Genomic DNA, 23,792 nt, shown 5'->3' with positions numbered 1-23,792 from the left:
ACATTTTTCCCGACTGATGGCTCCTTAAGCCCGGTCACTTTTCCGTCCCGGCGAACAGGGGCGGGCCCCCGTGTAACGCTCGGGGGATAACGTCTTCAGAATGTTTCCCAGCCGGCATTATCCTTGGGGTTATCAAGGGGCTTAGCGGCACGACGCGGCGATGCTTTGGCGCCGTTTTGCCGGTTCTCTTCCTGCCGCCCTTGCGGTTCATGCAATTTGAACACCTGAATAGTATCAAGAAGCAGGCGTACCTGCCCCATCAGCGAGGCGCTGGCCGCTGAGGACTCTTCCACCAGCGCGGCATTCTGCTGCGTGACGCCGTCCATCTGCGAAACCGCCAGGTTAACCTGGTCGATACCGGCGGATTGCTCTTGCGATGCCGCCGAGATTTCCGCCACGGTGTCAGTCACGCACTTCACTGACGACACGATTTCATGCATGGTTGCGCCGGCGCGCTCCACTTGCCCGGCGCCGATATTGACCTTGGCCGCGGAGTCCTCTATGAGCAATTTTATCTCCCTGGCGGCAGATGCGGAGCGTTGGGCCAGCGTGCGTACTTCGCTTGCCACTACCGCAAAGCCCTTGCCGTGCTCGCCCGCGCGCGCGGCCTCCACCGCCGCATTCAGCGCCAGTATATTGGTCTGAAACGCGATGCTGTCGATAACCGAAATAATCACGGAAATTTTGCTGGAACTGGAGGAAATCTCGTTCATGGTCTGGACGACTTCCGATACGGCCTTGCTGCCGGACTCGGCCATTTGAGACGCGTTGGCGGCAAGCTGGCTGGTCTGGCGCGCATTCTCGGCGTTTTTCTTGACGGTGGAGGCGAGCTGTTCCATCGAGGAAGCGGTTTCTTCCAGCGAAGATGCCTGCGCCTCGGTGCGAGACGACAGATCGGTATTGCCTGCCGCAATTTCTTTGGAACCGGTGTTGATCTCTTCGACGCCCAGGCGGACCTGCGTGACCAGACGCATCAGGCTTTGCTGCATGCCGCTGATGGCGGAAAGCAATTTACCGATTTCGTTTTTGCTTGATACCTGTATGTCGGCGGTTAAATCGCCTTTGGCGACCGCATCCAGTTGCACAATCGCATAGTTCAATGGTCGCAGTATGATGTTTCGCAACACGTACAACACGGTAAGGGTTATCATAAAGGCAATAAGCAATACGATGGTCATCGTCCACAGCAACTGGCGGTATTCGCTGTTGCGCATCTGCGCCAGCGCGTTTACCGTTTCACGGGTGTTTTTCTGATATTTCTCCAGCGAGGTAGAAAACCGCCCTCCGGCTTTGTCGATATCCTGTATGTTGATAGCGTAATAGCCTTGCACATCCCCCACCTGCAGCAGATGCTCCGCCTGGTCGAGAAGCTGGCTGAGCGCATGCGCCGAGTCCACCAGTTCAGTCTTGATGGCCTCATCGCTGCCTAGCAATACGGGAAGGTCTTTGAATAACTGGATATTGGCCGTCATGCGCCCGTGGGTCTTCTCGATGTTTTTGAAAATCCAGTCATCGGCCTTGCCTTCTTTCAGCAAGCTGGCATAGACCAGGGCAAAGCCTGCGCGGGTACGCGCGGAATCTTTATAGACATCATTGATCAGGATCACCCGGCTGTCGGCCTGGTGAACGAACTCCGTCGTGTCGTTTGAGCGCGTGAGCGCAAACAGGCCCGCGCAGGAAATCGCCAGAATCATCAGAGCGAAAATGGAAATTGCGCCAGTCAACGCAAGTCGTACTGAAATATTCTTCATTAATGATTATTTTCCATAACTGAAACAGCAACACCGGGAGCGGGCGCAGTGGATCGTTGTGCGTCGTCGACGTGAGGTTCTGTGGCCGGACACAATGATTGACAATGAGTACTTAACGACCAAAAACCAGGAAACTTTAACTTTTAACGTTACCCCGCCGCCCTTAAGTCAAACCGCGACGACGCAGGCTATTCCCTGGCCGCAACACGGTTGCTATCTCTGCCGCAAAGACCTAATCTCTTCCCATCGCTATAAACCAAAGAATTTTGAATCGAACGAACGCGGGATCGCAGGCGAAAGTTCTACTCAGAATTGGGAGAGCTTGTCATGAATGATCAATTCCATTACGCCAGCAGCGAGTCGCCGGACCCGCGCCAGGCCGTCGCCGAATTTGCCAGCCAGCTTGGCCATGAAGGCATCGATACCGTTCTTTTCTTCTGCTCCCCTGACTACGACCTGGACATCCTGGGCCAGGAATTGAAGAACGCCTTTTCCTGTCCCTGCATCGGCTGCACGTCCTCCGGACAGATTGGCAAGGAAGGCTTCCAGCACTCCGGGCTGTTGGGTCTCGGACTGGACGGCAACTTTCGCACCCGCGCCTTCCTGATTCAACCTTTGACCAACTACACCGCGCTGGTGGCCGACATCGCCGAAGCCATTCGCCTCGACTGCAAGGTAAGGCCGAACCTGCAGCGCTTCGGGCTGCTGCTGGTAGACGGCCTCTCTATGGCCGAAGAACGCCTGGCGGCGAACCTCTATCAGCAGATCGGCAACATTCCCATAGTCGGTGGTTCCGCTGGCGATAACCTGCGATTCGAGAAGACGCACGTTTATGATGGCAATGGCCATTTTATTTCCGACGCGGCGGTATTCGCCGTTATAGAGACCAACGCGCCCATCACCATCTTCAAGGTCCAGCACTTCGAGCCCAGTGAGGTGGAACTCGTCATCACCGGGGCCGATCCTGAGAAAAGGCTCATCCTGGAGATCAATGGCGAACCTGCCGCCCAGGCTTACGCGGATGCCCTGGGCCTGACGGTGCGCGACTTGACGCCGACGGTATTCTCCCGCAACCCGCTGGTGCTCTCCTTCGGCGATGAGCCCTACATCCGCTCCATCCTGCGGTGGAACGAAGACCTTTCTCTCACCTGCTACTGCGCCATCGAGGAGGGATTGATCGTAGCCGTCGGCAAAGCGAAGGATCCCGTCCAAACCTTCAAGCAGGCTTTCGCCAAGGTCCGCGAGACCATTCCCGAGCCTGCGGCCATCATTGGCTTCGATTGCATCCTGCGCCGTATCCAGTTCGAGCAGGAAGGGCTGGAACAGCAGATCGGCAGCATCATGGAGCAGAATAATGTCGTGGGATTTTCCACCTACGGCGAGCAGTACAACGGCGTGCACGTGACGCAGACATTCACGGGCGTCGCCATTGGAGGACAGAACATTGCCTGATGAAGCCTGTCCGCAAGCGTCCGCCGGCGAATACGAGCGCAAGCTCGCCGCCCGGGACAAGACCATCGAGGTCCTCAAGCGCCGCATCGCACAAGAAGCCAGGCGCGGCAACGCGACGCCTTTTGCCATCCTGGAGCAGAATGTGGGCCTGGAGAAGGTGGTCGCGCGCAAGACCCTGGAGCTGGAAAACGAACGGCGCGAGCTCGAAAAAGCCCTGTCCGAGTTGCGCTTGACCCAGGCTCAGCTGCTTCAGGCACAAAAGATGGAGTCCATTGGCCAACTCGCCGCCGGCATCGCCCATGAGATTAATACGCCGACCCAGTACGTCTCCGACAATGTGGGTTTCGTTAAAGGCGCCACCGTTTCCCTGCTAAGTCTGTTGGACGCCGCCCTGGCGCTGGCCGAGGCCGCGCGCGGGAAAATGGCCGGGGAATCCGTCATGGCGGAATTCGACGCGATCCTCAAACGCACCAAAGTGGATTTCCTGCGCCGCCAGATCCCGGGCGCCCTGGACGAATCGCTGGAGGGCCTTGGCCATATCGCCAAGATCGTGTCCGCCATGAAGGAATTCTCCCATCCCGCCCAGGATGAGAAGGAATGGGTGGATGTGCGCGAGGTCATCAATACCACTGCGACCGTCGCGCGCAACGAATGGAAATACGTGGCGGAACTTGAGACGCGTTTCGAGGATGACTTGCCGCAGCTGCCGTCTCTGCGCGACATGATTGGCCAGGCCATTCTCAATTTGGTGGTGAACGCCGCCCATGCCATCGCCGATACCATCCAGGCAGGCGTCAAGGAGAAAGGCCACATCATCGTATCGGCGGCGCGCAATGGCGAATATATGGAGATCCGGGTGACCGACGATGGCGGCGGCATCCCGGTGGGGATCCGCGATCGCATCTTCGATCCCTTCTTCACCACCAAAGCGGTGGGCAAAGGCACGGGCCAAGGTCTCGCCATTGTCTATTCAACCGTGGTGGACAAACATGCCGGCCGCGTCTTCTGCGAGTCCGAAGAAGGCGTGGGCTCAACGTTCATCCTGCAACTGCCCCTGCACTGCGATAAAGAGGAGTGCCCGGCATGCAAGTGATGTTCGTTGATGACGAAAGCCGGGTACTCTCCGGCATTGAGCGGGCGCTTGTGCTGCAAGACACCGAATGGGAGTGCCGCTTCGCCACCAGCGGCCAGGAAGCGCTGGCGATGCTGGAGGAAGAGCCGGCCGACGTGGTGGTGTCCGACATGCGCATGCCGCTCATGGACGGCGCTGAATTGCTTACGCGGGTACGCGACCGCTGGCCGGGCACGATACGTATCATTCTGTCCGGCTACTCCGAGGCCAGCTCCACCTTGCGCATGGTGGACGTGGCCCACCGGTTTGTCGCCAAACCCTGTGACAGCACGGCGCTGCTGGCGATGGTGGGCGGCGCCCTGGCCCTGCGCGCCCTGTTTCAAGACCCGGCGGTGGTCGAGGCGGTGGGCCGCATCAGCAGCCTGCCGGCCGCCCCGAAAGTCTTTACCGAAGTATGCCGCCTCCTTGCCAGCGCCGGCGGCGATACCCGACGCATCGCCGGGCTCCTGGGCAGTGACCCCGCCCTGAGCGTCAAGATTATGCAGTTGGCTAACTCGGCCTTCTTCAGCAGAGGCGGTCGCATTCATGATATCGGCAACGCCATCACCCGCCTGGGCCTGGATCAGGTGAAACTGCTGGTCCTGGCTTCCCAGATCTTTGCGGATGCGAGTACGGACCCTTATGTGGACCGGTTACAGCGGACCTCGCTGCTCGCGTCCACCCTGGCCGCCCGCATTTCCGGACACCAGGAACTGGAGCCGACCGCCGCCCTGCTCGCCAACATCGCACGGCTTATCCCCGAACTGAGGGAGCCTGGCCGCGAGGTCGCCGCCACCCGCGGCAACACGCCAATGCAAGCCGCGGTAGGCGCCTATCTGCTGGCCTTGTGGGGCTTGCCCATGGACATCGTGGAAGCCGTGGCCTATCACGTCGAGCCCTCCCGCTCCGCGGAGAAAGCCTTCGCTGTGACCGGCGCCGTGCATGTCGCGGTCGCCCTCGCCAACAACAGTATTCCCGATCTGGATTATCTCGAACAAACCGGCGTGCTGAATAAACTGCCCCTGTGGCAGGAGATGCTCGCCCACACGCAGGAGACGCTTGATGACTGAAACCGCCTTGCCCCGGGTGCTGTGCGTAGACGATGAACCCAATGTGCTCGCCGCGATGGAGCGCAGTCTCTTTAATGAATTCGACGTGGTGGTGGCTCTCAGCGGTGAAGCCGGCCTGCGCGCCGTGTCCTCGGGCGAGCGTTTTGCCGTGATCATGTCCGACATGCGCATGCCCGGCATGGACGGCGCCGCCTTCCTGTCCAAAGTGCGGGCAGTCGCCCCCGACAGCGTGCGGATCCTGCTCACCGGACAGGCCGACCTGGCATCCTCCATCGCGGCCATCAACCAGGGCGCCATCTTCCGCTACCTCTGCAAGCCTTGCCCCAGGGAGGAACTGGTTTCGGCGCTCAATGACGCGGTCGGTCAATACCGTCTCGTTTGCGCGGAAAAAGAATTGCTGGCGACCACCCTCACCGCGTCGGTCAAAACGCTGACTGAGGTCCTCGCCATGGTCGCGCCATGGGCTTTCCAGCGGTCGGCTTTCGCCCAGTCCTGTGTCATCCACGCGCTGCCCAAGCTGGCGTGGCCTGATGGATGGCTATACACCATCGCCGCCTCATTGAGCCAAATCGGCTGTGTGGGCGTCCCCGCCGACATCGTCCAGGCCGATGTGGCCCAGAGAAAACTCTCGGAGGACGAAAAAAAACTCCTCCAGGAACACCCGGATGTCGCCGCCCGATTGGTTGAGCACATTCCCCGCCTCGAACTGGTGGCCGGGATTATCCGCCACCAGGCCCGTGAGGCCGCGCCAGACGCTCCCCTGGAGGTTATCCGCGGCGCCCACCTGCTGCGCGCCGCCCTTGAACTGGAACGCCACGCGGCGCGGGGGCAAAGCCTGGAACGCCCGTGGGAAATCCTGCGCGCGGCGCGCCCGGCGATCCCCGAGTACATCATCAAAGCCCTGGCTGATTTTCGCGCTAACGTGGCCGGCGCCCGCACCGTGCGCTTTAGCGAACTGATGCCCGGCTGGGTGGTAGACGAAGATATCCGCACCACCAACGGTTTGATGGTGCTGACCAAAGGTCATGAACTTACCGACACCGCCATATCCGCGCTTCAACGCCTCCTCGCCGCAAATGCCGTCAAAGAGCCGATCCGGGTGCGTGGACGGCCGGACGCCACGGCGTCTTAAGATCCACGCCAGGCTCCCCGGGGGAAAATGGCTTAGCCTGTGTTTTCTCCCCGCGGCACTATGCGTCCGCCGGCGGCATTTTCGCCGCGTTCAGATAAGTACAGAACATTAACGTCAGCTGTGATGTCAGGCCGCCGCCAACGAACAGTTCCGACATATTCCTGACGAACACATTGCAGACGGTGCCGCACAGGACGTTCAACAGCGTCAGGTTCACCGTAGCGAGATCGGCAAATTTCGCGTCCGGGGCGCTGGCAAACATGGCCTCGCTTGCCGCTTCGACACGCCTGGTCATCGCCTCGACCAGTTCGGCCACATCCACCTCGGCCGCCGCACGATAGAGTGCGCTCGTCACATCGCGGCGCTCGATTTTGGCTGCAATGTAGGTGCTGACGAGCGCGTCGCTCATCTGCGCATAGGGTTTCCCGTGTTGCGCCAGACAGGCCGCCTCAACCCGTTCCGCCAGCATGATGAGATATCTTTCATTCAGCGCATAGAACAACGCCTGCTTATTGGGAAAATACTGATATAGCGAGCCAACGGATACCCCCGCCCTTTCAGCCACGCGCGTTGTCGTCAAACGGGTTGGCCCCGCAGCTAATAAAACCTGAATCGTCGCGTCGAAAATGGCCTCGACAGTGGTGGCCGATCGCGCCTGCTGCGGGACTTTACGGGCGCTGAGGCTGCGTTTGGGGACCGAAAACATAAGCGAATTCAAAACCTGAAGAATTATTCTTATTCTTAATGTGATCGGAATAACCGAAATTATCAAGGAACTTCACATGACAAATATCGCTAACCGCATTGCGCTCGTGACGGGCGCCAATAAAGGAATCGGCCACGAAATCGCCAGGCAGCTTGCGCAAAAGGGTGTCTTCGTCCTGGTGGGTGGACGCGACGCGGGCCGAGGTAAATCCGCGGCCGATAAGCTGGCCGCGCAGGGTTTGCAGGCGTCGTTCATTCAGATTGACCTTTGCGACGCGCGGAGCATAGCCGCGGCCGCGGCCAGGATCGACGCCGAGTATGGCCGCCTCGATATCCTGGTGAACAATGCCGGCGTTTCCGACGCCACGGACGGCGCGCCAGGCGCCGCCGCCCTGGACGCGGTGCGTCGGGTATTCGACACTAATTTCATCGGGACACTGGCGGTTACGCAGGCGATGCTGCCGCTGCTGCGTAAGTCCGAAGCCGGGCGTATCGTCAATCTATCCAGTAGCCTGGGTTCATTGACGCTCAATGAAGATCCCGACTGGCCGTACTACGATGTCCGGTTTATTGGCTACAACGCGTCAAAAGCCGCGCTGAATATGCTGACGATCCAGCTCAATGCCGAACTGCGCGCTACTGGGATTACCGCGGTATCTGCCTGCCCAGGCCTGGTGAACACCGAGCTAAGCGGAAATCGGGGTGATAGGATGCCCGCCGAGGCGGCGGTATTTATAGTGCGCCTGGCGCTGCTTACTGAGCACGACCCGAAAGGCGCCTACCAAAACGAGCAGGGTAGCCTCCCCTGGTAATGTTGACGCAGTCGGGTATGCAGTAGCGCGCTGATGCGCGCAATGGACGAGCCGGCTTGCTCCGTGCCAGCGGCAGCCGCGCTCTTTTTCGCGGGCCATCAAGCCCGCGGATAAAGTGTCCAAAGTGTGATCTGCATTGTAGTACAAGATAAAATTATGGTGCTACAATCACCAACAGATAATTATTGCGAAAGAAACTGCTTGGAAGCAACGACACATTCTTTCATCCATCGGGCAGAACGCCATATTGCCTTTAATACTGACTGATAAATATATTTTCAGCCGGTGGGCCATTAATTTTATTTAACTTAAAAAATTAATGAGTTCTTTTTATTGTATAACGTGCTGCGGTAGTTCATTAGGTTTTTAACACTGTATTGTTTATTTTGTCACAAAGCCAAAGCGCGCATCGCCTGCAAACACAATTTATTTTCGATGCTATAACAATGGATTTCATGCGCGTTTGCAGTTTCTATCAAAAATATTATCAACTCACTACCCACCTTACCTTACATGTTGTAGTTTACTGAACGGGATGAACAAGATGGATATCTCAGTAGCCACCGCGCCGTCCAAACGGCGCTATATCACATTGCTCATGATCTTTATTACCGTGGTGATTTGTTATGTCGACCGCGCCAACCTGGCGGTTGCGTCGGTGCATATCCAGCAAGAGTTCGGTATTAATAAGACACAGATGGGATATGTCTTCTCGGCATTTGCCTGGACCTATACCCTTTGCCAGATACCCGGCGGCTGGTTTCTCGATCGCGTCGGCTCAAAAATGACCTATTTCATTGCCATTTTCGGCTGGTCCGTGGCGACGCTCAGCCAGGGATTCGCCAATGGTTTGATTTCACTTATGGGCTTACGCGCCATCACGGGGATGTTTGAAGCGCCCGCGTTTCCAACCAATAACCGGATGGTGACGAGCTGGTTCCCCGAGCAGGAACGGGCATCGGCGGTTGGTTTTTTCACTTCGGGGCAATTTGTCGGTTTGGCTTTTCTGACGCCGCTATTGATTTGGGTGCAGGAAATGCTGAGTTGGCATTGGGTGTTTATTCTCACCGGCGGGGTGGGCATAATCTGGTCGGTTATTTGGCACGTTGTTTATCAACCGCCGAAAAAAAGCAAAGGGATTAATGCGGCCGAACTGCATTATATCGCAGCCGGCGGCGGCATTATTGACGGCGATGCGCCTACCGCCAAGGCGCAACGCGTGTCCATGACCGCGGCCGACTGGAAGTTAATATTTCACCGCAAGCTGGTCGGCGTTTATCTGGGGCAATTTGCCGTAACCTCGACGTTATGGTTTTTTCTCACCTGGTTTCCCAATTATTTGACCCAGGAAAAACATATCGGCGCCCTGACCGCCGGATTTATGACTACCGTACCTTTCCTGGCCGCGTTTGCGGGCGTATTACTGTCGGGTCTCTTTGCCGACCGTATGGTGCGCAAGGGCAAAACCATTGGATTTGCACGCAAAACGCCCATCATCTGCGGCCTGTTGCTGTCAACCTGCATTATGGGCGCGAATTATACCAACGATCCTGTTTGGATTATGACGCTAATGGCTTTAGCCTTTTTCGGCAACGGTTTTGCTTCCATTACCTGGTCGCTGGTATCGTCGCTGGCGCCGGTGCGGCTGATCGGACTGACCGGCGGCGTGTTTAACTTTGTCGGCGGGTTGGGCGGCATCACCGTTCCGCTGGTGGTCGGCTATCTTGCCCAGGATTATGGTTTCGCGCCGGCATTGATCTATATCGCGGCGGTCGCCCTGCTGGGCGCATTGTCATACCTGTGCCTGGTGGGTGAAGTAAAACGCGTCGGCTGATATGGCAGACCGCTAAACCCGCCGGATGGGAAGCATCCCCAAGGAATCACCGGCATTATTGCCTGCCGCGCCGACATGGGCGGCATTATTTTTATATACGCCTTATTTTTTGGCGGCACAGCCGCACCGTTCATTAACTATCCATCACCGATTAAGCACCGGCTCTAATGCAGGCTATCAATTTCACTCAACATTCTATAACAATAATTTATCTGGCTATATCTCATATAAAATTAAAATTCATTATGATTATTTATGCGTAACCTATGTTGTCTCACAAAGAGGTTTTTATCCTAATTGCTCCCCGCCCCTTAAAATAACCCACCATTAAAAATCAATATCAAGGTTTTTATATTTTTTTATTCATTATTCACTTTGGCCCTATTTACAGAAGGTGACGTACCGGCGTTATTATCAACTTGCATCGCACGCTGTATTTTCTGCAAATACACCCTAATGAGGTTTATTATTCACTTGATCCCCTACTGGCGTTTTTCCCCACGCTCGTTGACAGGCAATGAGATCACGCGATCACGTTCCGGCAAGATTGAGTGGCATGTTTCAAAAGGGCAGTGATTTATCCAGCGATAAATAATATTAGTGAACGAGGGGCCTTATATGAAAAGCACATTTACCCTTCCCGCGTTAGCCGTAGCCGGCATTCTGTCCTGCGGCCTGGCTAATGCCGCCGATGGTACCATCAACTTCACCGGAACCATTCTGGATACAGCCTGTGTCGTGGAACCTGCCGTCGTGGCGGTGAATATGGGCAGTTTAACCGTCGCGGCGTTTAGTGGTGTTGGCGCAACCGCGGGTTCCACGCCGTTCTCCATTACGCTGACCTCCTGCCCCGCGGGTTTAACCACTGCCCAGGTCTTTTTTTCCGGCGCTGCGGATCCCGCGGATAGCACGGTATTAGGTTTAACCGCCGGGGGAGCCACCGGCGCCGGCATCGCGCTGTTTGAATCCGACGGCAGCACCCGGGTGAATCTTGGCGCGGCGTCCGTGGCGCAGCCTGTCACCGCGACCGGCGGTTCGCTGGACTTCGTGGCGAAGTACATGCAAACCGCGACGCCGATTGTAGCAGGTGCCGCCAATGCCACGGCGGAATTCGTCCTGCAATATCCCTAAACATAAATGCCGATGCCCTGGCCCCGTCTTTAGGTCGCCCCAGAGGCCATATTTAATCTCTATCGGTCATTACTCTTGGGCCATGGCGCGCGTAGTGGCGGATTTTTACTGGAGATGACCATGTTTCAGTGGCTGAAAGCGGTATGCATGGCAGCCGGGCTGGTTAGCGCCTTACTGGCTCAGGCCGGCGTGGTGGTGGGCGGAACCCGGGTCGTTTACGATGCCGGGAAGAAAGAAGCGTCGATTTCCGTCAGCAATCCGGACAAATCGCTGCCCTATCTTATTCAGTCCTGGATTGATAACGAACGCGATAGCGACACCCTCAGGGTGCCGTTTATCATCACCCCGCCGCTGTTCCGGCTGGATGCGGGGCAGGAAAATGTCCTGCGCATCGTGCGCGCCGGCGGCAACCTGCCCGGGGACCGCGAATCGGTGTTTTGGCTCAATATTAAATCCATCCCCGCCACCGATAAAAATGCGATCAACCAGTTGCTGATCAGCATCAATACCCGCATCAAACTGTTTTATCGTCCGCAAAACCTGGCCGGTCGTGCCGGGGATGCGTATAAAGCCCTGAATTTCTCCCGCCAGGGCGGGCAATTAACGGCGCGTAACCCTACCCCGTTCTACGTGTCGTTCGCCAGTTTGAGCGTAAGCGGCCAGGACATTACAAATCCCGGCATGATTGCCCCGCTGGGCACCCTGAGCTGGCCGTTGCCGGCCGGGGTACGCGGTAACGTGATGTGGCGGGCGATTAATGAATTCGGCGGCACTTCCGCGCCGGCCAGCGCGCCGTTGTGATGGCTTAACGACGGCACGCCCATTAGCCGGCGGATCATCCGTTTGCCAGCATGCGGTAGAGGGGGTGAATATGAAAAATGCGCTATCCCGGCTGCCTGTCAGACCGATGTTGATGAGCTGCTTCGCCTGGTCCATCCCGCCTGTTTTGCCGGTCTTATCGCTGGGTCTCGTCCCGCTGCCGTCGCCGGCGCAGGACTACTTTAATCCCAACGCCCTATCCCTCAAGGGGGCGGCAATACACGCGGTTGATCTCTCCCAGTTCTCTGATATCGGGGGACAACTGCCCGGCATCTATCGCGTCGATATCTATCTCAACGGCAATAAGGTGGATACCCGCGAGGTCACGTTTGTGGCCTCCGCGGCGGGGCTGCAGCCCGAACTCACCGCCAGGCAACTGGCGGAGTATGGGGTGAATCGCGGCGCCTTCCCGGCCCTGCGGGCGCTGCCGGACGACCAGCCTATTACCGCGCTTGGCCAGTACATTCCCGAGGCCGGCAGCACGCTGAATTTCCAGCAATTGCGCCTGGATCTCAGCGTGCCGCAGGCGGCGCTGGACAGCCAGGCGCGCGGCTATGTCGATCCGTCGCAATGGGATCAGGGGCTGCCCGCCCTGATGCTGGGCTACGCCTATTCCGGCTCTACTACCTGGTATGACGACCAGTCGGGCAGCGACGAAAACCATTATCTCAACCTGCGCAGCGGGGCCAATCTGGGCGGTTGGCGATTAAGGAATTATTCTGTTTATAGCAACAGCAGCCGGGAGCGTTCCCATTGGGACAGCATCAACACGTACGTCCAGCATGACGTGCAGTCGCTTAAGGGCCAGTTTACCGCCGGCGACGCCTACACGCCCGGGACGATATTCGACAGCGTGCCGTTTCGCGGCGCGCAGTTGGCCTCCGATGATAATATGCTGCCCGATAGCCTGCGCGGGTTTGCCCCGGTTGTACGAGGCATCGCGCAAAGCAACGCGCAGGTGACCATTCGCCAGAATAATTCCATTATTTATCAGACGTACGTCGCCCCCGGCCCTTTTGTGATTACCGATCTGTTTCCCACCGCGGCCAGCGGTAACCTGGACGTGACGATACGGGAAGCCAGCGGCGCGGAACGCCGTTTTACCCAACCGTTTTCGGCGGTGCCTATCATGCAGCGCGAGGGCAGGTTGAAATATGCCGCCAGCGCCGGCCGATACCGCTCCGCGTTTAACGACGCGCGGGAGCCCAATTTTCTTATGGGCAGCCTGATTTACGGCCTGCCCGGTGACACGTCGGTCTACGGCGGGTCAATCGCCTCGGCGGACTACCAATCCCTGCTGCTGGGGATGGGCCGTGGTTTTGGCGACCTGGGCTCCGCGTCGTTCGATGTGACCCGGGCCAACACTACGTTGCCCGGCAGCGATGAGCGCCATACCGGCCAATCGTATCGCTTCCAGTACGCCAAAGTCTTTACCGACTACGGGACCTCTTTTACCCTCGCCGGGTATCGCTACTCCAGCAAAGGCTTTTATGACTTTGGCGATGCCAACGAGATGACCCATCAAGCCTCCAACGCCTGGCAACGGCTCTACAACAAGCGCAGCAGGATCCAACTGAATGTCAGCCAGTCTATGGGCGATGCCGGCAGTCTGTATCTGGCGGGCTATCAGCAGGACTACTGGCAGCAAAGCGGTTATCAGCGCAGCTTAAGCGCCGGGTACAGTCTTAGCCACGCCGGCATCACCTATTACCTGAATTACACTTTTAGCCAGACGCCGGGGCCGCAGGACAACGATCGGCAATTTGCGTTCAGCGTGCAAATCCCGCTCAGCAAATGGCTGCCGAACAGCTGGGCGACCTACAGCGTCAATGGCGATAACCACGGCGCGGTCAATCAGCAGGCGGGCATCAGCGGCACCCTGCTTGCGGATAATAATTTTAACTACAGCGTGCAGCAAAGCTACGGCAACCAGGGTACCGGCGCCAGCGGCAGCGCATCGGCGTCGTACCGGGGAGGGAGCGGCGAGCTCAACGCAGGCTATAACTACAGCCGACACAACCGGCAGGTAAACTACGGGGCGCAGGGCGGCGTCGTGGCGCATCCTTATGGCGTCACGCTGTCGCAATCGCTGGGCGATACGCTGGCGCTGGTACGCGCGCCGGGCGCCGACGGGGTACGGGTGGAAAACAATACCGGCGTGGTGACCGACCGGCGTGGTTACGCCGTGGTGCCCTTTGCCACCACGTATCGCCGGAATCGCATTGCGCTCGACACCACGACGTTGGGTGAGGATGTGGATATCGATATCAATACCCAGACCGTCATACCCACGCAGGGAGCGCTGGCGCTGGCGGACTTCAAGACCCGGGTGGGCAGCCGGGTGCTGCTGACGATAACGTATCGGGGTCAGCCGGTGCCCTTCGGCACGCAGGTCACCCAGATACAGGCCGCCGGTGAAAGCGAAAACAGCGGTATTGCGGATGCCGCGGGCCAGGTGTACCTGAGCGGAATGCCGGAACAGGGCCGGATCAAGGCGGTCTGGGGCCAGGGCGCGGACCAGCGGTGCGAAGCCGGCTACAGTCTGCCCGCCGCGGCATCGCCAACCCCCTCGATTCGCATGGCCAGTGTGCCATGTCGTTAGGAGCCATCGTATGAAGCAACAACGCATTTTATGGTCGATAAGCGCCCTGCTGGCGACGGCGTGCGCGGCGCTGGCGTATACCCCACCGGCCATGGCCGCCTGTACCACCACGGGAGCATCGCAGACCGGCGCCCCCGTCACCTTAACGTTAGCGCGTGATAAACCCAACGGCCTGATAGGCAACCCCTATGTTTTTCCGAGCTCGGATAAATATTCGTGCGCCCCCGCCGGCATAACCCAGCAACAATTTGGGCTACAGGGAAATTTGGAAAATATCACAGGTGAGGTATCGGCTGGCCGTAACATCTATAAATTGGGTGATACCGGATTAGGTTACATCGTCTATGGCGATGTGCAGCCTACAGGAGACTGCGTAGGATCCGCCTATATAGGCACCGGCCCGCAGATGGGGGGGGATGCCAATACCGTTCAGCTATGCTCCAATCCAAGCGGCTACATCCCGCAGTTAACCGGCGGCGCAACAATCACTTTTTATAAACTCGGTCCCGTCACCCCCGGAACCCTCCCCTCGACACATCTCGCCAGTTTTATCAATGTCGTAAACGGCAGTGATTTGACTTTGCCGGCGGTATCGCTTTTCTCGGGAATTATTACCGTTATCGTCAATGCATGCTCAGTGACCAACACCGCCATCACGGTGCCGATGGGTAATGTGGATCGCGCAGAGTTTACCGCCATCGGCAGCACGGCGGGCCTGCGCGGCTTTACTATACCGCTGGATTGTAATCCCGGCATTAATGTCAGAGTGCAGTTCGACGGCATCAGCGCCGGCAGCGCGACGAACGTACTGGCGCTGAGCCCATCCTCTTCCCCCCCCGCCGCCACCGGCGTGGGCGTGCAAATACTGTATAATAGCAATCCGGTCACCCTCGGCGCGCCGCTGGCCGTTGGCACCACCACCGTGGCAGGATTTTTTAATATCCCGTTAGAGGCGCGTTATTACCAGACTGAAAGCACGGTGACGCCCGGACTCGCCAACAGCACAGCCACCTTTACCTTAACCTACCAATAAATCACGGCGGGATGAAATGGGTTGGCCTTAAAGCGGACGCCAGTGCGCAGCTCCGGCAATAATGGTAAATTGCGGGTCGCTGAATCCCGGTGAACATCTTTCTTCCGCACGACTGTTTTCTCGGCGGTGATTTACTCTTATGATGGACCCTGGTTTGCTTGAGGACGTCCCATGATCTGGCTCATACTGGCAACGCTGGTTGTCGTTTTCCTTGTCGGTTTTCGCATCCTAAACTCCGATTCCCGCCGGGCGTCGCAGGCGTTGACCAAACGCCTGAATATCGAGCCGGTCTATGTGGAATCCATGATAAGCCAAATGGGGAAAAAAGCCGGCGGCGAGTTTGTCAGCTATTTATTACATAACAGCGAATCACATCTCGGCAACGCCGCGGGCGTGCTGCTGATCTATCAAACCTTTATTGTCGATGACGCCGAAGAGAGTCTGGCATTCTGGCATTCGGTGTTGCATAAAGCGCGGCTGCCCACCGAACTGACGCATAAACATGTCCGTTTGGCGCTCTCGTTTTTACGGGACCTTGAGCCGGAAGCAAATGATCTCGCCGCTTACCGGCAACGCTATAACGCGCGCTTTACCGATATCTTTAACCAGGTCCCCGCCGCCAACAGCAATGTGTATTATCTCGACGGTGTCGCGCCGAAGAATTAAGGCGGCAGGACGCATTTGTCCAACAGGACGGTAAACCGTTCAGCCAGGCCATCACTCTGCGGATAAGACCGATGGTTCAATGCGGATTCAATTAACCGCGCTGTTCATTTGATGAATATGCTGATCGAAATCCCGCTGCGCCCGTTCGATGTCGGGCTGATGATCGACAGCCCAGGCATAAATCGCGGCAAACGGTGATTGCAAGGTATGCCCCAACGGCGTGAGCGAATATTCAACCGCGACCGGCGAGGAGGCTATAACACATCGTTTTACCAGCCCGTTTCTCTCAAGACGACGCAGGCTCTCGGTCAACGCCTTCTGGGTTATCCCCCCCACACGCCGCTGCAACGCGTTAAAACGAACCGGCTGCTCACAAAGGACAATCAGGATCATCAGGGACCATTTATTGGCGATTTGGTCAAGAATCGGGCGCGCCGTGCATGCAGCGGCAAGGGTGTTCACCGCGCATGCGGCAGCAAGGGTGTTGATAGCGGGCCGGGACATAGTGGTTTCCTTGTGTATACCTACGCGACTCAAGGTGCGTAATTGACAGTAAGTATATAAGTTATACCATCATGGTTCAAATTCAATGGAGTACTTATATGTCGAACTTAAACGGGAAAATCGCGGTCGTCACCGGCGGCGGCAGTGGCATCGGCCTGGTCATCGCACAACGCTTCGTGCAAGCAGGCGCTTATGTCTTTATCACCGGCCGCCGCCAGGCGGAACTCGATAAGGCGGTGGCATTGATCGGCGGAAATATCGCGGCGGTGCAAGGGGATGTGACGGAAATGGCGGACCTTGACCGGTTATATGCCGCGGTCAAGGCTCAAAAAGGTCGGCTGGATGTTCTGGTGATCGCCTCAGGCGTTTCCGTGCCGTCCACATTAAACGAGATAACCGAAACCCATTTCGATCTGATGTTTGATGTTAACGCCCGCGCCGCGCTGTTCACGGCGCAAAAAGCGCTGCCGCTGATGGATAAGGGCGGCAGTATGGTATTGATTGGATCCATCGCCGGATTTATCGGCACCCCCGGCTATGGCGTCTATGGCGCGACCAAAGCCGCCATGCGCTCCTATGCCAGAACGTGGGCCAACGAGTTCGCCGATCGGGGAATTCGCGTGAATACGCTGAGTCCCGGACCGATCGACACGCCAATGTTTGATCAGGTTACGCAAGAGGTTCGGAAAACCTTGATCGGCCATATTCCGTTAGGCCGTCTGGGCAAACCGGAAGAAGTCGCGGCCGCCGCCCTTTTCCTCGCCTCGGATGAAAGCAGCTTTATTACCGGGGCAGAATTGTGCATTGATGGCGGAATGGCGCAAATTTAACCGGCGGCGCCCAGGCCGGCTACATGACTATCGTCGCCACCCAACCCGTGACCCTGGCCGGCGGATACATTCCGCCTCTTTGCCGGTCCCTGCCGGCGGCCGGGGCCGGCGCGCGTTGTTCACTTATGTCATGTTGCCGGCACCCTCCCAAATTTATTCACTGCGATGACCATGCCATGAAATGATGGCGGACTGCCGCTGAAGGGATCATTAATCGCCTCGCTGTAAGTCGACTGTAAGCCTGACGGCCTTAGAGTTGACCCCATCTTGGTCACGTCCTCCCGGCGACATCCAGACAACCACTGTGAGAGAATTCATGCAACATCGGCTCAGGATAGGGTATGCAGTAGCATCCGTAGCGTTTTTTTCCGGCGCCGCCTGCGCTGCCGGCACCGCCCCGGCGACGGCGGAGAATGACGCGACGGGCTTTTCATTTTGGAGCGATGCGCCCAACGTTACCCATTGGGGTCTTGGCATCGGCGTGGGCTATGAGCAATCGCCTTACAAAGGAGACGATGCCAGCGTCTCCCCGCTGCCCCTGATCTATTTCGATAACAAATGGATCCATCTCTTCGGCAACAAACTTGACGTCAAGATCGGCCGCTGGGATAACGTCAGCGTTACCCTGCGCGGGGAATATGCCCTGGGCGATGGCTATAAGGAATCGGATGCGCCGATACTCGACGGCATGCAAAAACGCAAAGGCGGATTCTGGGTCGGACCGGCCATGGCCTGGGACAGCGGCTACGGCACCTTCGGCGCAAACGTCCTGACGGCGGGGAATAAAGGGTTGAAAGCGGGCATTGATTACCACCGGGCGTTCGAATACGGGGACGTCACGCTCGTGCCCCACGCCGGCATTGACTGGTATAACAGTCGCTATGTGGATTATTATTACGGCGTGGAAAATGATGAAGCGCGCGCCGGACGCGATGCCTACGCGGGTAAAGCCACCTATAACTTCTCGGCGGGCGTGCGTTTCGATTACCAGCTTACGCCGCACCAAAGCCTGAGCCTGGACGCCGGCGTCTCTCATCTGGGCGGCGGAATCACCGACAGTCCATTGGTTGACAGGACAGTGATCCCCGAGGCCCGGTTCGGCTACCTTTATCGTTTCTAACGGGAAAACACGACATGGCGCGTATCGCACTTATCGAGGATAACGAGCGTCTGGCGGCCATGATCGGTCAGGCGCTGTCCGGTGCCGGGGTGGAAACCGATTTTTTTTATACCCTGTCGCAGGCGAAATACGGCGTAAAGCAGGCTGATTATGCCGTGCTTATCATCGATCGCGGCTTGCCCGACGGCGACGGATTGGATTTTTTAAGGGAGTTGCGGGCCACGGGATATATGACGCCCTGCCTGATCCTGACCGCCCGGGATGCCTTGCACGATAGGGTCGACGGACTGGAAAGCGGCGCAGACGATTACGTTACCAAACCGTTCGCCATGAGCGAACTGGTCGCGCGCATCCGAACGCTGATGCGGCGGCCGGCTGAAACCGCCGGCCTGGTATACGCCTTCGCCGATATTACCCTTGATCCCCGGGAACCGACGCTGTACGGCGCAACGCAGTCCGTTTTGCTCGCCCCCACCGAGCTGCAAATATTGCTGGCGTTGCTTAAGGCGGGCGGGCAGACGGTGCGTCATGCATCACTGGAACACGCGGCATGGGGATTAGGGGAAGCGGTCACGCCGAATGCGCTGGAAGTCACCGTTCACCGGCTACGTAAAAAAATGTCCAGCGCGGGCGTGGCCGCCCAAATCGTAAATGTCCGTGGCGTCGGCTTCGCCCTGGCCGTGAGGACGGCCTCCCGCGATGACGGCGGGCTTGGCTATGCTTAAGACATTTCTCCGTGCGCAATGGATCCGTTACTGGACATATAGCCTGTCGGCAAGATTATGGCTGACCAGCATTGCGGTCCTGGCGGTCAGCCTGTCGTTTATCGCGGCGCTTTACCTCTACGCGTTAAATCAGTTTCCCCGGGAAATGTGGCAAAAAGATAATAACCAAAAAAACGCGCTGCGGGTTTCCGCCGGCTTGCAATACAACGAACTGGGCATGCCCGTCTCCGCCAGGCTGGATGAACAAACGGCCTGGCTATTCGCTATCGCCCCCACCGAAGTGATGTATCGCGTGTTTGATAACCACGGCACATTGATGCTCAGCAGCGGGAAAGACAACAGCGGCCTGGCATGGGGCAAGGGCCGGCTGGCGGATCTGGCGGATTCCCATCAGCGCGTGACCATCAACGGCAGGCCATTTGATGTAATAACGCTTGCAACCGATCACGGGGGAAGGCGCTTTTACGTGCAGACCGCGACCAGCGACGTCTTCGGGGAAAATGTGGCGAATATGAAATTCGCGCCGCTGCCGGAGATCATCGCCTGGAGCATATTAATCGCGACCATCGCGTTCGGCCTGGCATTCCCCTTTACCATACGCCGTGTGCTCTATCCCCTGAAAGTGGCCTCCGAGGCCGCCATGTCGATCACGCCCGCTAATTTGCAGACACGCTTAAACGATCGTGATATTCCCAGTGAAATCAAGCCGCTGATTGTCGCTTTTAACGCCGCCCTGGCGCGACTGGAAACGGGTTTTATCGCCCAGCAGGATTTCCTCGGCGCCGCGGCGCACGAGCTGCAAACTCCGCTCACGTTACTACGGGGACAAATTGAGCTGCAGCCCGAAATCGAAAATAAAAACCTGCTGTATCGGGAAATCGATCTGATGGCGCGTCAGGTCCGCCAGCTATTGCACCTGGCGGAGGTGAGCGAATCGCAGAACTATAGCTTTGGCGAGGTGGACCGGCTTGCCGTAATGCGCGACGTGGCATCCTATCTGGACCGCAAGGCCGCGGGCAACCGTATCACGTTGCGCCTGTGGCTGCCGGATACCCTGCCGCCGATACACGCGGATAAAAGCGCGCTGTTTATCTTGCTGAAAAACATCGTCGAGAATGCCATCCACTACTCCCCGCCCGGCGGTACCGTTGATATTCTGGCCGACGCCGCCTCCATCCAGGTCTCGGACAACGGGCCGGGCCTTAAAGCCGATGAAGCGCCGCGGGTGTTTGACCGGTTCTGGCGCGCGCCCGGCGCGGTACATGGCGGTACGGGACTGGGACTGGCCATCTGCAAAGAGATTGCCGTCGCCCATCACTGGCAGCTTGATGTCAAAGCCCTGCAGCAGGGCAGCCGATTTATTTTGCGGTTCTAACTCTTATGGCGCGGCAATATCCTGCCGGCGCCGGCAGGCGGCAGGCGGCAGGCGGCAAAATATCGCAGCGCATGTCGCGCTAAGATAAAAATAGAAATGAAAAATCGGTATAACCTGCGTTATTTACTTAATATCGACAGTTAAATTATACTGACATCGTTGTCGTATTTGGGGCCAGTCGCGTTATTTGGGCGGCAACGGCGATGCCGCGCGCTATTTGAGCGCGGCGTTACCCTTATATTTTTTTGAATATTTAAATATAATTTTAGGATGCATCTTAGAGACAGGGGAATATTCCAGCCGGAATCCCGCGCAATCTAACGAAACGGCGAGAAAAAATGCAATTTGCCTCGCATCACTGAAAAAAAATATTCAGAACTGGCGCAAACCTGTATATGCTGAGGGTCGCTCCCGTCGCCTGAGGCATACTGCGTGAAATTAAACTCCCTTTTCCTGATAGCGGGTTTGCTGTTGGCCGGGTGTGCCAAACAACCCACAGAGCGGCCTGTCGCCATCGTTACTCCCCCCCAGCCGCAGCAAATGTTGCCGCAGTCAGCGCCCAAGGGAATTTATGGCGGCTATATCCACGACTCCGCCAGCATTTACGGCGTCGATGAAACGCTGGTGAAAGCCATTATTCAGGTAGAGTCGGGTTATAATCCCAGCGTAATCAGCAAATCCAACGCCGTCGGGCTTATGCAGCTTAAGGCGTCTACCGCCGGACGCGATGCCTATCGGTTAAAAGGCCGCTACGGCCAGCCGAGCGTCCGTGATTTAAAAGACCCCGCCACGAATATTGATCTGGGCACGGCCTATATCAGCATCCTGCAACGGCAGTTATCCGGCATCCACAACCCCGAGACGCTGCGTTACGCCATCGCGGTCGCCTACGTTAACGGCGCGGGCGCCCTGCTGCGCTCGTTCTCAAGCGATCGGGACTACGCCATAAACAGAATCAACCAACTGACGCCGGAACAGTTCTACCAGCACATCCAGGAAAAACATCCCCAGCCGCAGGCGCCGCGATACCTGTGGAAGGTAAAAAACGCCTATCTGGCGATGCGCTAAGACTCTAAGTGCTTTGTCTCCGCGGTGCGCGGCGCCGCATTATTTCCCGCTATAGCGCTTATCTGCCCCGCGAGCCAGCGGCGGCCTGCATCGGCGTCATTTCTGGCATGCCATAACAGCGACAGGTCAAATCCCGGCAGCGCCAACGGCGGCGGACTGGCGCAAAAAGCGACATTGCGCATCCACGCCTGCGCCAATGCTTGCGGTACCGTGGTCAGCACCGGCGTATTCTGTAATATCCCCGGCAATGAAGAGAAGTGCGGCGTGGTATAACTGATGCGCCGTTCCATGCCCTTTTCCGCCAGCATATCGTCCGCCACGCTGCGCGCCCTGGAGCGATAGGTCACCAGCAGATGTTCATATCGCAAGTAATTCTCAAGGGAAAGCGGGGCGGGCAGCGGCAGCTGACGCGGATGCCATAATACCAGGAATTCCTGGGATAACAGCTTCTCCCGCCGTAGCCAGGGGGCCTGGTCGCTGGTGACTGAAACCACCATATCCACCTCGTGCTGCTCAAGAAAAGCCGGGTCCTCAAAGGGCGTGGTGGCGATAACGTTGATTCGAATAGCCGGCGCGTGCGTCCTGAGCTGTTTCAACAGCGGCGGCATCAGCCAAATCTCTACCCAATCCGTCATTCCCAGAGTGAATGTCCGCTGGCTCGCGCCGGGGATAAACTCATCGGAATTAAATAAAATCGACTGGATCTGTTCAAAGTGCGGCGCAAACCGCCGGGCCAGGAAATCCGCCCTGGCGGTGGGTTGCATCCCCTGGGCGGTACGGATAAACAGCGCATCGTCAAATAACGCCCGCAGCCGGGCCAGGGCGCTGCTGACCGCCGGTTGCCCCAGGAAAAGCTTCTGCGCGGCCAGTGAAACGCTGCGCTCCCGGTACAGTACCAGGAAAGTAATCAGCAGATTCAAATCCACACCACGAAAATCATTTTCGTTGATATTCATAATTACTCCAATCAATTTGATCAATACTATCGCCGACCAGATACTTTAGCCATTGATTTATGTCGTTTAAAAATGGAAGGTAATGATGAAAAGAGTCAACAAGGTCAAGGTCGCCGCCGTCTTTATGCTTGCTACGGCGCTCTCACCCGCCCTGGCGCTGGTGCCCGCCGCCGCGACCCCGGTGGCGCAGCAAAAACACCAGGCTCCGGGCTTTTATCGTATGATGCTGGGCAAGTTTGAAATCACCGCCGTTTCCGACGGCACCGTCACCATCCCCCTGGACAAGCTGTTGCTGGACATCACCCCCGCCATGCTCAAACAGCGCCTGGCCGATGAAGATATGTCCGCCAATGTGGAAACGTCCATTAACGCCTATGTCATCAACACCGGCAGCAACCTGATACTCGTCGATACCGGTTCCGGCCCGCTGTTTGGCAACAATGGCGGACGTCTGCTGGAAAACCTGCGCGCTGCCGGTTATCCGGCGGAAAAGATAGATACCGTCTTGTTAACCCATATTCACGCGGATCATTCGGGCGGATTGGTGCATAACGGCCAGTACGCTTTCCCCAATGCCACCGTTTGGGTTAATCAGCGGGATGTCGACTTTTGGCTGAATCCCAGGAATATCGGCCAGGTGCGGGAGAGTGAAAAGCATACCTTCGCGGAATCCGCGTCCTCCTTCCGCCCGGTAATCGCCGCGGGAAAATTAAAAACCTTCACCGGTCAAACCCAGCTGTTTCCCGGCATAAACGCCATCCCCGCCCCGGGCCATACGCCGGGCCACACGCTTTATATGATAGAAAGCGCCGGCCAGAAGCTGTTGATCTGGGGCGATACCATTCATTCATCCGCCGTGCAATTTCCCGATTCGAACACGACGATTACCTATGACTGGGACAAGACGCAGGCGGCCAAATCCAGGAAAGCCATTCTGGAGGAGGCGGTAAAAAATGACTATTTGATTGCCGCCGACCATATTGCTTTTCCCGGCCTGGGCCATGTGAAATACCGGGATAGGACGGGCGATCGGCGGGGTTACCGGTGGGTGCCGGTTAATTACAGCCTGGCGGGATTAGAATAACCGCGGCACGCG

At 57.5% G+C, this 23,792-nt stretch carries 21 protein-coding genes; 17 read left to right on the top strand and 4 right to left on the bottom strand.

Translation table 11 applies throughout. The features are described from left to right. Positions 1-95: 95 nt before the first annotated feature. A complete protein-coding gene (locus ACL2XG_RS20045) occupies positions 96-1,751 on the bottom strand; it encodes a methyl-accepting chemotaxis protein (protein ID WP_413721453.1) in 1,656 nt (551 codons plus the stop codon). Positions 1,752-2,078: 327 nt separating this feature from the next. Here ACL2XG_RS20045 and ACL2XG_RS20040 point away from each other — a divergent pair, with 327 nt between their 5' ends. Genes ACL2XG_RS20040 through ACL2XG_RS20025 form a run of 4 tightly spaced genes read left to right on the top strand, consistent with a single transcriptional unit; the run spans position 2,079 to position 6,516 of the window. Next, positions 2,079-3,203: an FIST N-terminal domain-containing protein gene (locus ACL2XG_RS20040; protein ID WP_413721454.1), complete on the top strand. Its 1,125-nt coding sequence runs from the start codon at positions 2,079-2,081 to the stop codon at positions 3,201-3,203. Continuing rightward, positions 3,181-4,296, top strand: coding sequence for a sensor histidine kinase (locus tag ACL2XG_RS20035; RefSeq protein ID WP_413721455.1), 1,116 nt, complete (start codon positions 3,181-3,183; stop codon positions 4,294-4,296). The genes ACL2XG_RS20040 and ACL2XG_RS20035 overlap by 23 nt, the downstream gene beginning before the upstream one ends. Further along, positions 4,287-5,384 (top strand): HDOD domain-containing protein, encoded by a 1,098-nt coding sequence (locus ACL2XG_RS20030; protein WP_413721456.1) that lies wholly within the window; start codon positions 4,287-4,289, stop codon positions 5,382-5,384. Before ACL2XG_RS20035 ends, ACL2XG_RS20030 begins: the two co-directional genes overlap by 10 nt. Continuing rightward, positions 5,377-6,516 (top strand): response regulator, encoded by a 1,140-nt coding sequence (locus ACL2XG_RS20025; protein ID WP_413721457.1) that lies wholly within the window; start codon positions 5,377-5,379, stop codon positions 6,514-6,516. Before ACL2XG_RS20030 ends, ACL2XG_RS20025 begins: the two co-directional genes overlap by 8 nt. A gap of 58 nt (positions 6,517-6,574) precedes the next feature. Here ACL2XG_RS20025 and ACL2XG_RS20020 read toward each other — a convergent pair whose 3' ends face one another. Next, the gene (locus tag ACL2XG_RS20020) at positions 6,575-7,222 is read right to left on the bottom strand and encodes a TetR/AcrR family transcriptional regulator (protein WP_410013512.1); all 648 of its coding nucleotides are present in this window, start codon (positions 7,220-7,222) and stop codon (positions 6,575-6,577) included. 76 nt (positions 7,223-7,298) lie between these two features. On the opposite strand from ACL2XG_RS20020, the gene ACL2XG_RS20015 reads away from it, so the two are divergent. The 7 genes from ACL2XG_RS20015 (at position 7,299) to ACL2XG_RS19985 (ending at position 16,118) form a co-directional block, all read left to right on the top strand. After that, on the top strand, positions 7,299-8,033 hold the full coding sequence (locus tag ACL2XG_RS20015; protein WP_413721458.1) for an SDR family NAD(P)-dependent oxidoreductase: 735 nt from the start codon (positions 7,299-7,301) through the stop codon (positions 8,031-8,033). Positions 8,034-8,577: 544 nt separating this feature from the next. Then, positions 8,578-9,867: an MFS transporter gene (locus ACL2XG_RS20010; protein ID WP_413721459.1), complete on the top strand. Its 1,290-nt coding sequence runs from the start codon at positions 8,578-8,580 to the stop codon at positions 9,865-9,867. A gap of 618 nt (positions 9,868-10,485) precedes the next feature. Further along, positions 10,486-10,998, top strand: a complete 513-nt coding sequence (locus ACL2XG_RS20005; RefSeq protein ID WP_413721460.1) for a fimbrial protein — start codon at positions 10,486-10,488, stop codon at positions 10,996-10,998. 114 nt (positions 10,999-11,112) lie between these two features. Continuing rightward, positions 11,113-11,799 carry a molecular chaperone gene (locus tag ACL2XG_RS20000; protein ID WP_410013508.1) on the top strand — a complete coding sequence of 229 codons (687 nt, stop codon included), beginning with the start codon at positions 11,113-11,115 and terminating at the stop codon, positions 11,797-11,799. 70 nt (positions 11,800-11,869) lie between these two features. After that, the gene (locus tag ACL2XG_RS19995; protein ID WP_413721461.1) at positions 11,870-14,419 is read left to right on the top strand and encodes a fimbria/pilus outer membrane usher protein; all 2,550 of its coding nucleotides are present in this window, start codon (positions 11,870-11,872) and stop codon (positions 14,417-14,419) included. A gap of 10 nt (positions 14,420-14,429) precedes the next feature. Further along, a complete protein-coding gene (locus ACL2XG_RS19990; RefSeq protein ID WP_410013506.1) occupies positions 14,430-15,452 on the top strand; it encodes a fimbrial protein in 1,023 nt (340 codons plus the stop codon). Between the two features lie 171 nt (positions 15,453-15,623). Next, positions 15,624-16,118, top strand: coding sequence for a DUF1198 family protein (locus tag ACL2XG_RS19985; RefSeq protein ID WP_410013505.1), 495 nt, complete (start codon positions 15,624-15,626; stop codon positions 16,116-16,118). A gap of 87 nt (positions 16,119-16,205) precedes the next feature. Here ACL2XG_RS19985 and ACL2XG_RS19980 read toward each other — a convergent pair whose 3' ends face one another. Then, positions 16,206-16,622, bottom strand: a complete 417-nt coding sequence (locus tag ACL2XG_RS19980; RefSeq protein WP_410013504.1) for a winged helix-turn-helix transcriptional regulator — start codon at positions 16,620-16,622, stop codon at positions 16,206-16,208. A gap of 98 nt (positions 16,623-16,720) precedes the next feature. On the opposite strand from ACL2XG_RS19980, the gene ACL2XG_RS19975 reads away from it, so the two are divergent. The 5 genes from ACL2XG_RS19975 to ACL2XG_RS19955 all read left to right on the top strand — a co-directional run bounded on the left by ACL2XG_RS19975 (position 16,721) and on the right by ACL2XG_RS19955 (position 21,740). Beyond that, positions 16,721-17,452 (top strand): SDR family NAD(P)-dependent oxidoreductase, encoded by a 732-nt coding sequence (locus tag ACL2XG_RS19975; RefSeq protein WP_413721462.1) that lies wholly within the window; start codon positions 16,721-16,723, stop codon positions 17,450-17,452. A gap of 316 nt (positions 17,453-17,768) precedes the next feature. Next, entirely contained in the window at positions 17,769-18,572 is an 804-nt protein-coding gene (locus ACL2XG_RS19970; RefSeq protein ID WP_410013502.1) for a MipA/OmpV family protein, read from the top strand. A gap of 14 nt (positions 18,573-18,586) precedes the next feature. After that, positions 18,587-19,297, top strand: a complete 711-nt coding sequence (locus tag ACL2XG_RS19965; RefSeq protein ID WP_410013501.1) for a response regulator transcription factor — start codon at positions 18,587-18,589, stop codon at positions 19,295-19,297. After that, positions 19,290-20,672: a sensor histidine kinase gene (locus ACL2XG_RS19960; RefSeq protein ID WP_410013500.1), complete on the top strand. Its 1,383-nt coding sequence runs from the start codon at positions 19,290-19,292 to the stop codon at positions 20,670-20,672. The genes ACL2XG_RS19965 and ACL2XG_RS19960 overlap by 8 nt, the downstream gene beginning before the upstream one ends. 432 nt (positions 20,673-21,104) lie before the next feature. Beyond that, the gene (locus ACL2XG_RS19955) at positions 21,105-21,740 is read left to right on the top strand and encodes a transglycosylase SLT domain-containing protein (RefSeq protein ID WP_410013499.1); all 636 of its coding nucleotides are present in this window, start codon (positions 21,105-21,107) and stop codon (positions 21,738-21,740) included. Here the strand turns inward: ACL2XG_RS19955 and ACL2XG_RS19950 are convergent. After that, positions 21,737-22,696: a LysR family transcriptional regulator gene (locus ACL2XG_RS19950; protein ID WP_413721463.1), complete on the bottom strand. Its 960-nt coding sequence runs from the start codon at positions 22,694-22,696 to the stop codon at positions 21,737-21,739. The genes ACL2XG_RS19955 and ACL2XG_RS19950 overlap by 4 nt on opposite strands. Before the next feature lie 82 nt (positions 22,697-22,778). Between ACL2XG_RS19950 and ACL2XG_RS19945 the strand changes: the two genes are divergently transcribed. Further along, positions 22,779-23,780, top strand: a complete 1,002-nt coding sequence (locus ACL2XG_RS19945; protein WP_413721464.1) for an MBL fold metallo-hydrolase — start codon at positions 22,779-22,781, stop codon at positions 23,778-23,780. The last annotated feature ends 12 nt before the right edge of the window (positions 23,781-23,792 follow it).

The sequence above is a fragment of the Sodalis sp. RH24 genome, from assembly GCF_047324145.1.
Lineage (GTDB): Bacteria > Pseudomonadota > Gammaproteobacteria > Enterobacterales > Enterobacteriaceae > Acerihabitans.
This window is presented reverse-complemented; position numbering and strand designations above follow the sequence as displayed.

Coding starts and splice junctions, on each gene's coding strand:
- ACL2XG_RS20045 (WP_413721453.1), bottom strand. CDS start 1,751: ATGAAGAATATTTCAGTACGACTTGCGTTGACTGGCGCAATTTCCATT.
- ACL2XG_RS20040 (WP_413721454.1), top strand. CDS start 2,079: ATGAATGATCAATTCCATTACGCCAGCAGCGAGTCGCCGGACCCGCGC.
- ACL2XG_RS20030 (WP_413721456.1), top strand. CDS start 4,287: ATGCAAGTGATGTTCGTTGATGACGAAAGCCGGGTACTCTCCGGCATT.
- ACL2XG_RS20025 (WP_413721457.1), top strand. CDS start 5,377: ATGACTGAAACCGCCTTGCCCCGGGTGCTGTGCGTAGACGATGAACCC.
- ACL2XG_RS20020 (WP_410013512.1), bottom strand. CDS start 7,222: ATGTTTTCGGTCCCCAAACGCAGCCTCAGCGCCCGTAAAGTCCCGCAG.
- ACL2XG_RS20015 (WP_413721458.1), top strand. CDS start 7,299: ATGACAAATATCGCTAACCGCATTGCGCTCGTGACGGGCGCCAATAAA.
- ACL2XG_RS20010 (WP_413721459.1), top strand. CDS start 8,578: ATGGATATCTCAGTAGCCACCGCGCCGTCCAAACGGCGCTATATCACA.
- ACL2XG_RS20005 (WP_413721460.1), top strand. CDS start 10,486: ATGAAAAGCACATTTACCCTTCCCGCGTTAGCCGTAGCCGGCATTCTG.
- ACL2XG_RS20000 (WP_410013508.1), top strand. CDS start 11,113: ATGACCATGTTTCAGTGGCTGAAAGCGGTATGCATGGCAGCCGGGCTG.
- ACL2XG_RS19995 (WP_413721461.1), top strand. CDS start 11,870: ATGAAAAATGCGCTATCCCGGCTGCCTGTCAGACCGATGTTGATGAGC.
- ACL2XG_RS19990 (WP_410013506.1), top strand. CDS start 14,430: ATGAAGCAACAACGCATTTTATGGTCGATAAGCGCCCTGCTGGCGACG.
- ACL2XG_RS19985 (WP_410013505.1), top strand. CDS start 15,624: ATGATCTGGCTCATACTGGCAACGCTGGTTGTCGTTTTCCTTGTCGGT.
- ACL2XG_RS19980 (WP_410013504.1), bottom strand. CDS start 16,622: ATGTCCCGGCCCGCTATCAACACCCTTGCTGCCGCATGCGCGGTGAAC.
- ACL2XG_RS19975 (WP_413721462.1), top strand. CDS start 16,721: ATGTCGAACTTAAACGGGAAAATCGCGGTCGTCACCGGCGGCGGCAGT.
- ACL2XG_RS19970 (WP_410013502.1), top strand. CDS start 17,769: ATGCAACATCGGCTCAGGATAGGGTATGCAGTAGCATCCGTAGCGTTT.
- ACL2XG_RS19965 (WP_410013501.1), top strand. CDS start 18,587: ATGGCGCGTATCGCACTTATCGAGGATAACGAGCGTCTGGCGGCCATG.
- ACL2XG_RS19960 (WP_410013500.1), top strand. CDS start 19,290: ATGCTTAAGACATTTCTCCGTGCGCAATGGATCCGTTACTGGACATAT.
- ACL2XG_RS19950 (WP_413721463.1), bottom strand. CDS start 22,696: ATGAATATCAACGAAAATGATTTTCGTGGTGTGGATTTGAATCTGCTG.
- ACL2XG_RS19945 (WP_413721464.1), top strand. CDS start 22,779: ATGATGAAAAGAGTCAACAAGGTCAAGGTCGCCGCCGTCTTTATGCTT.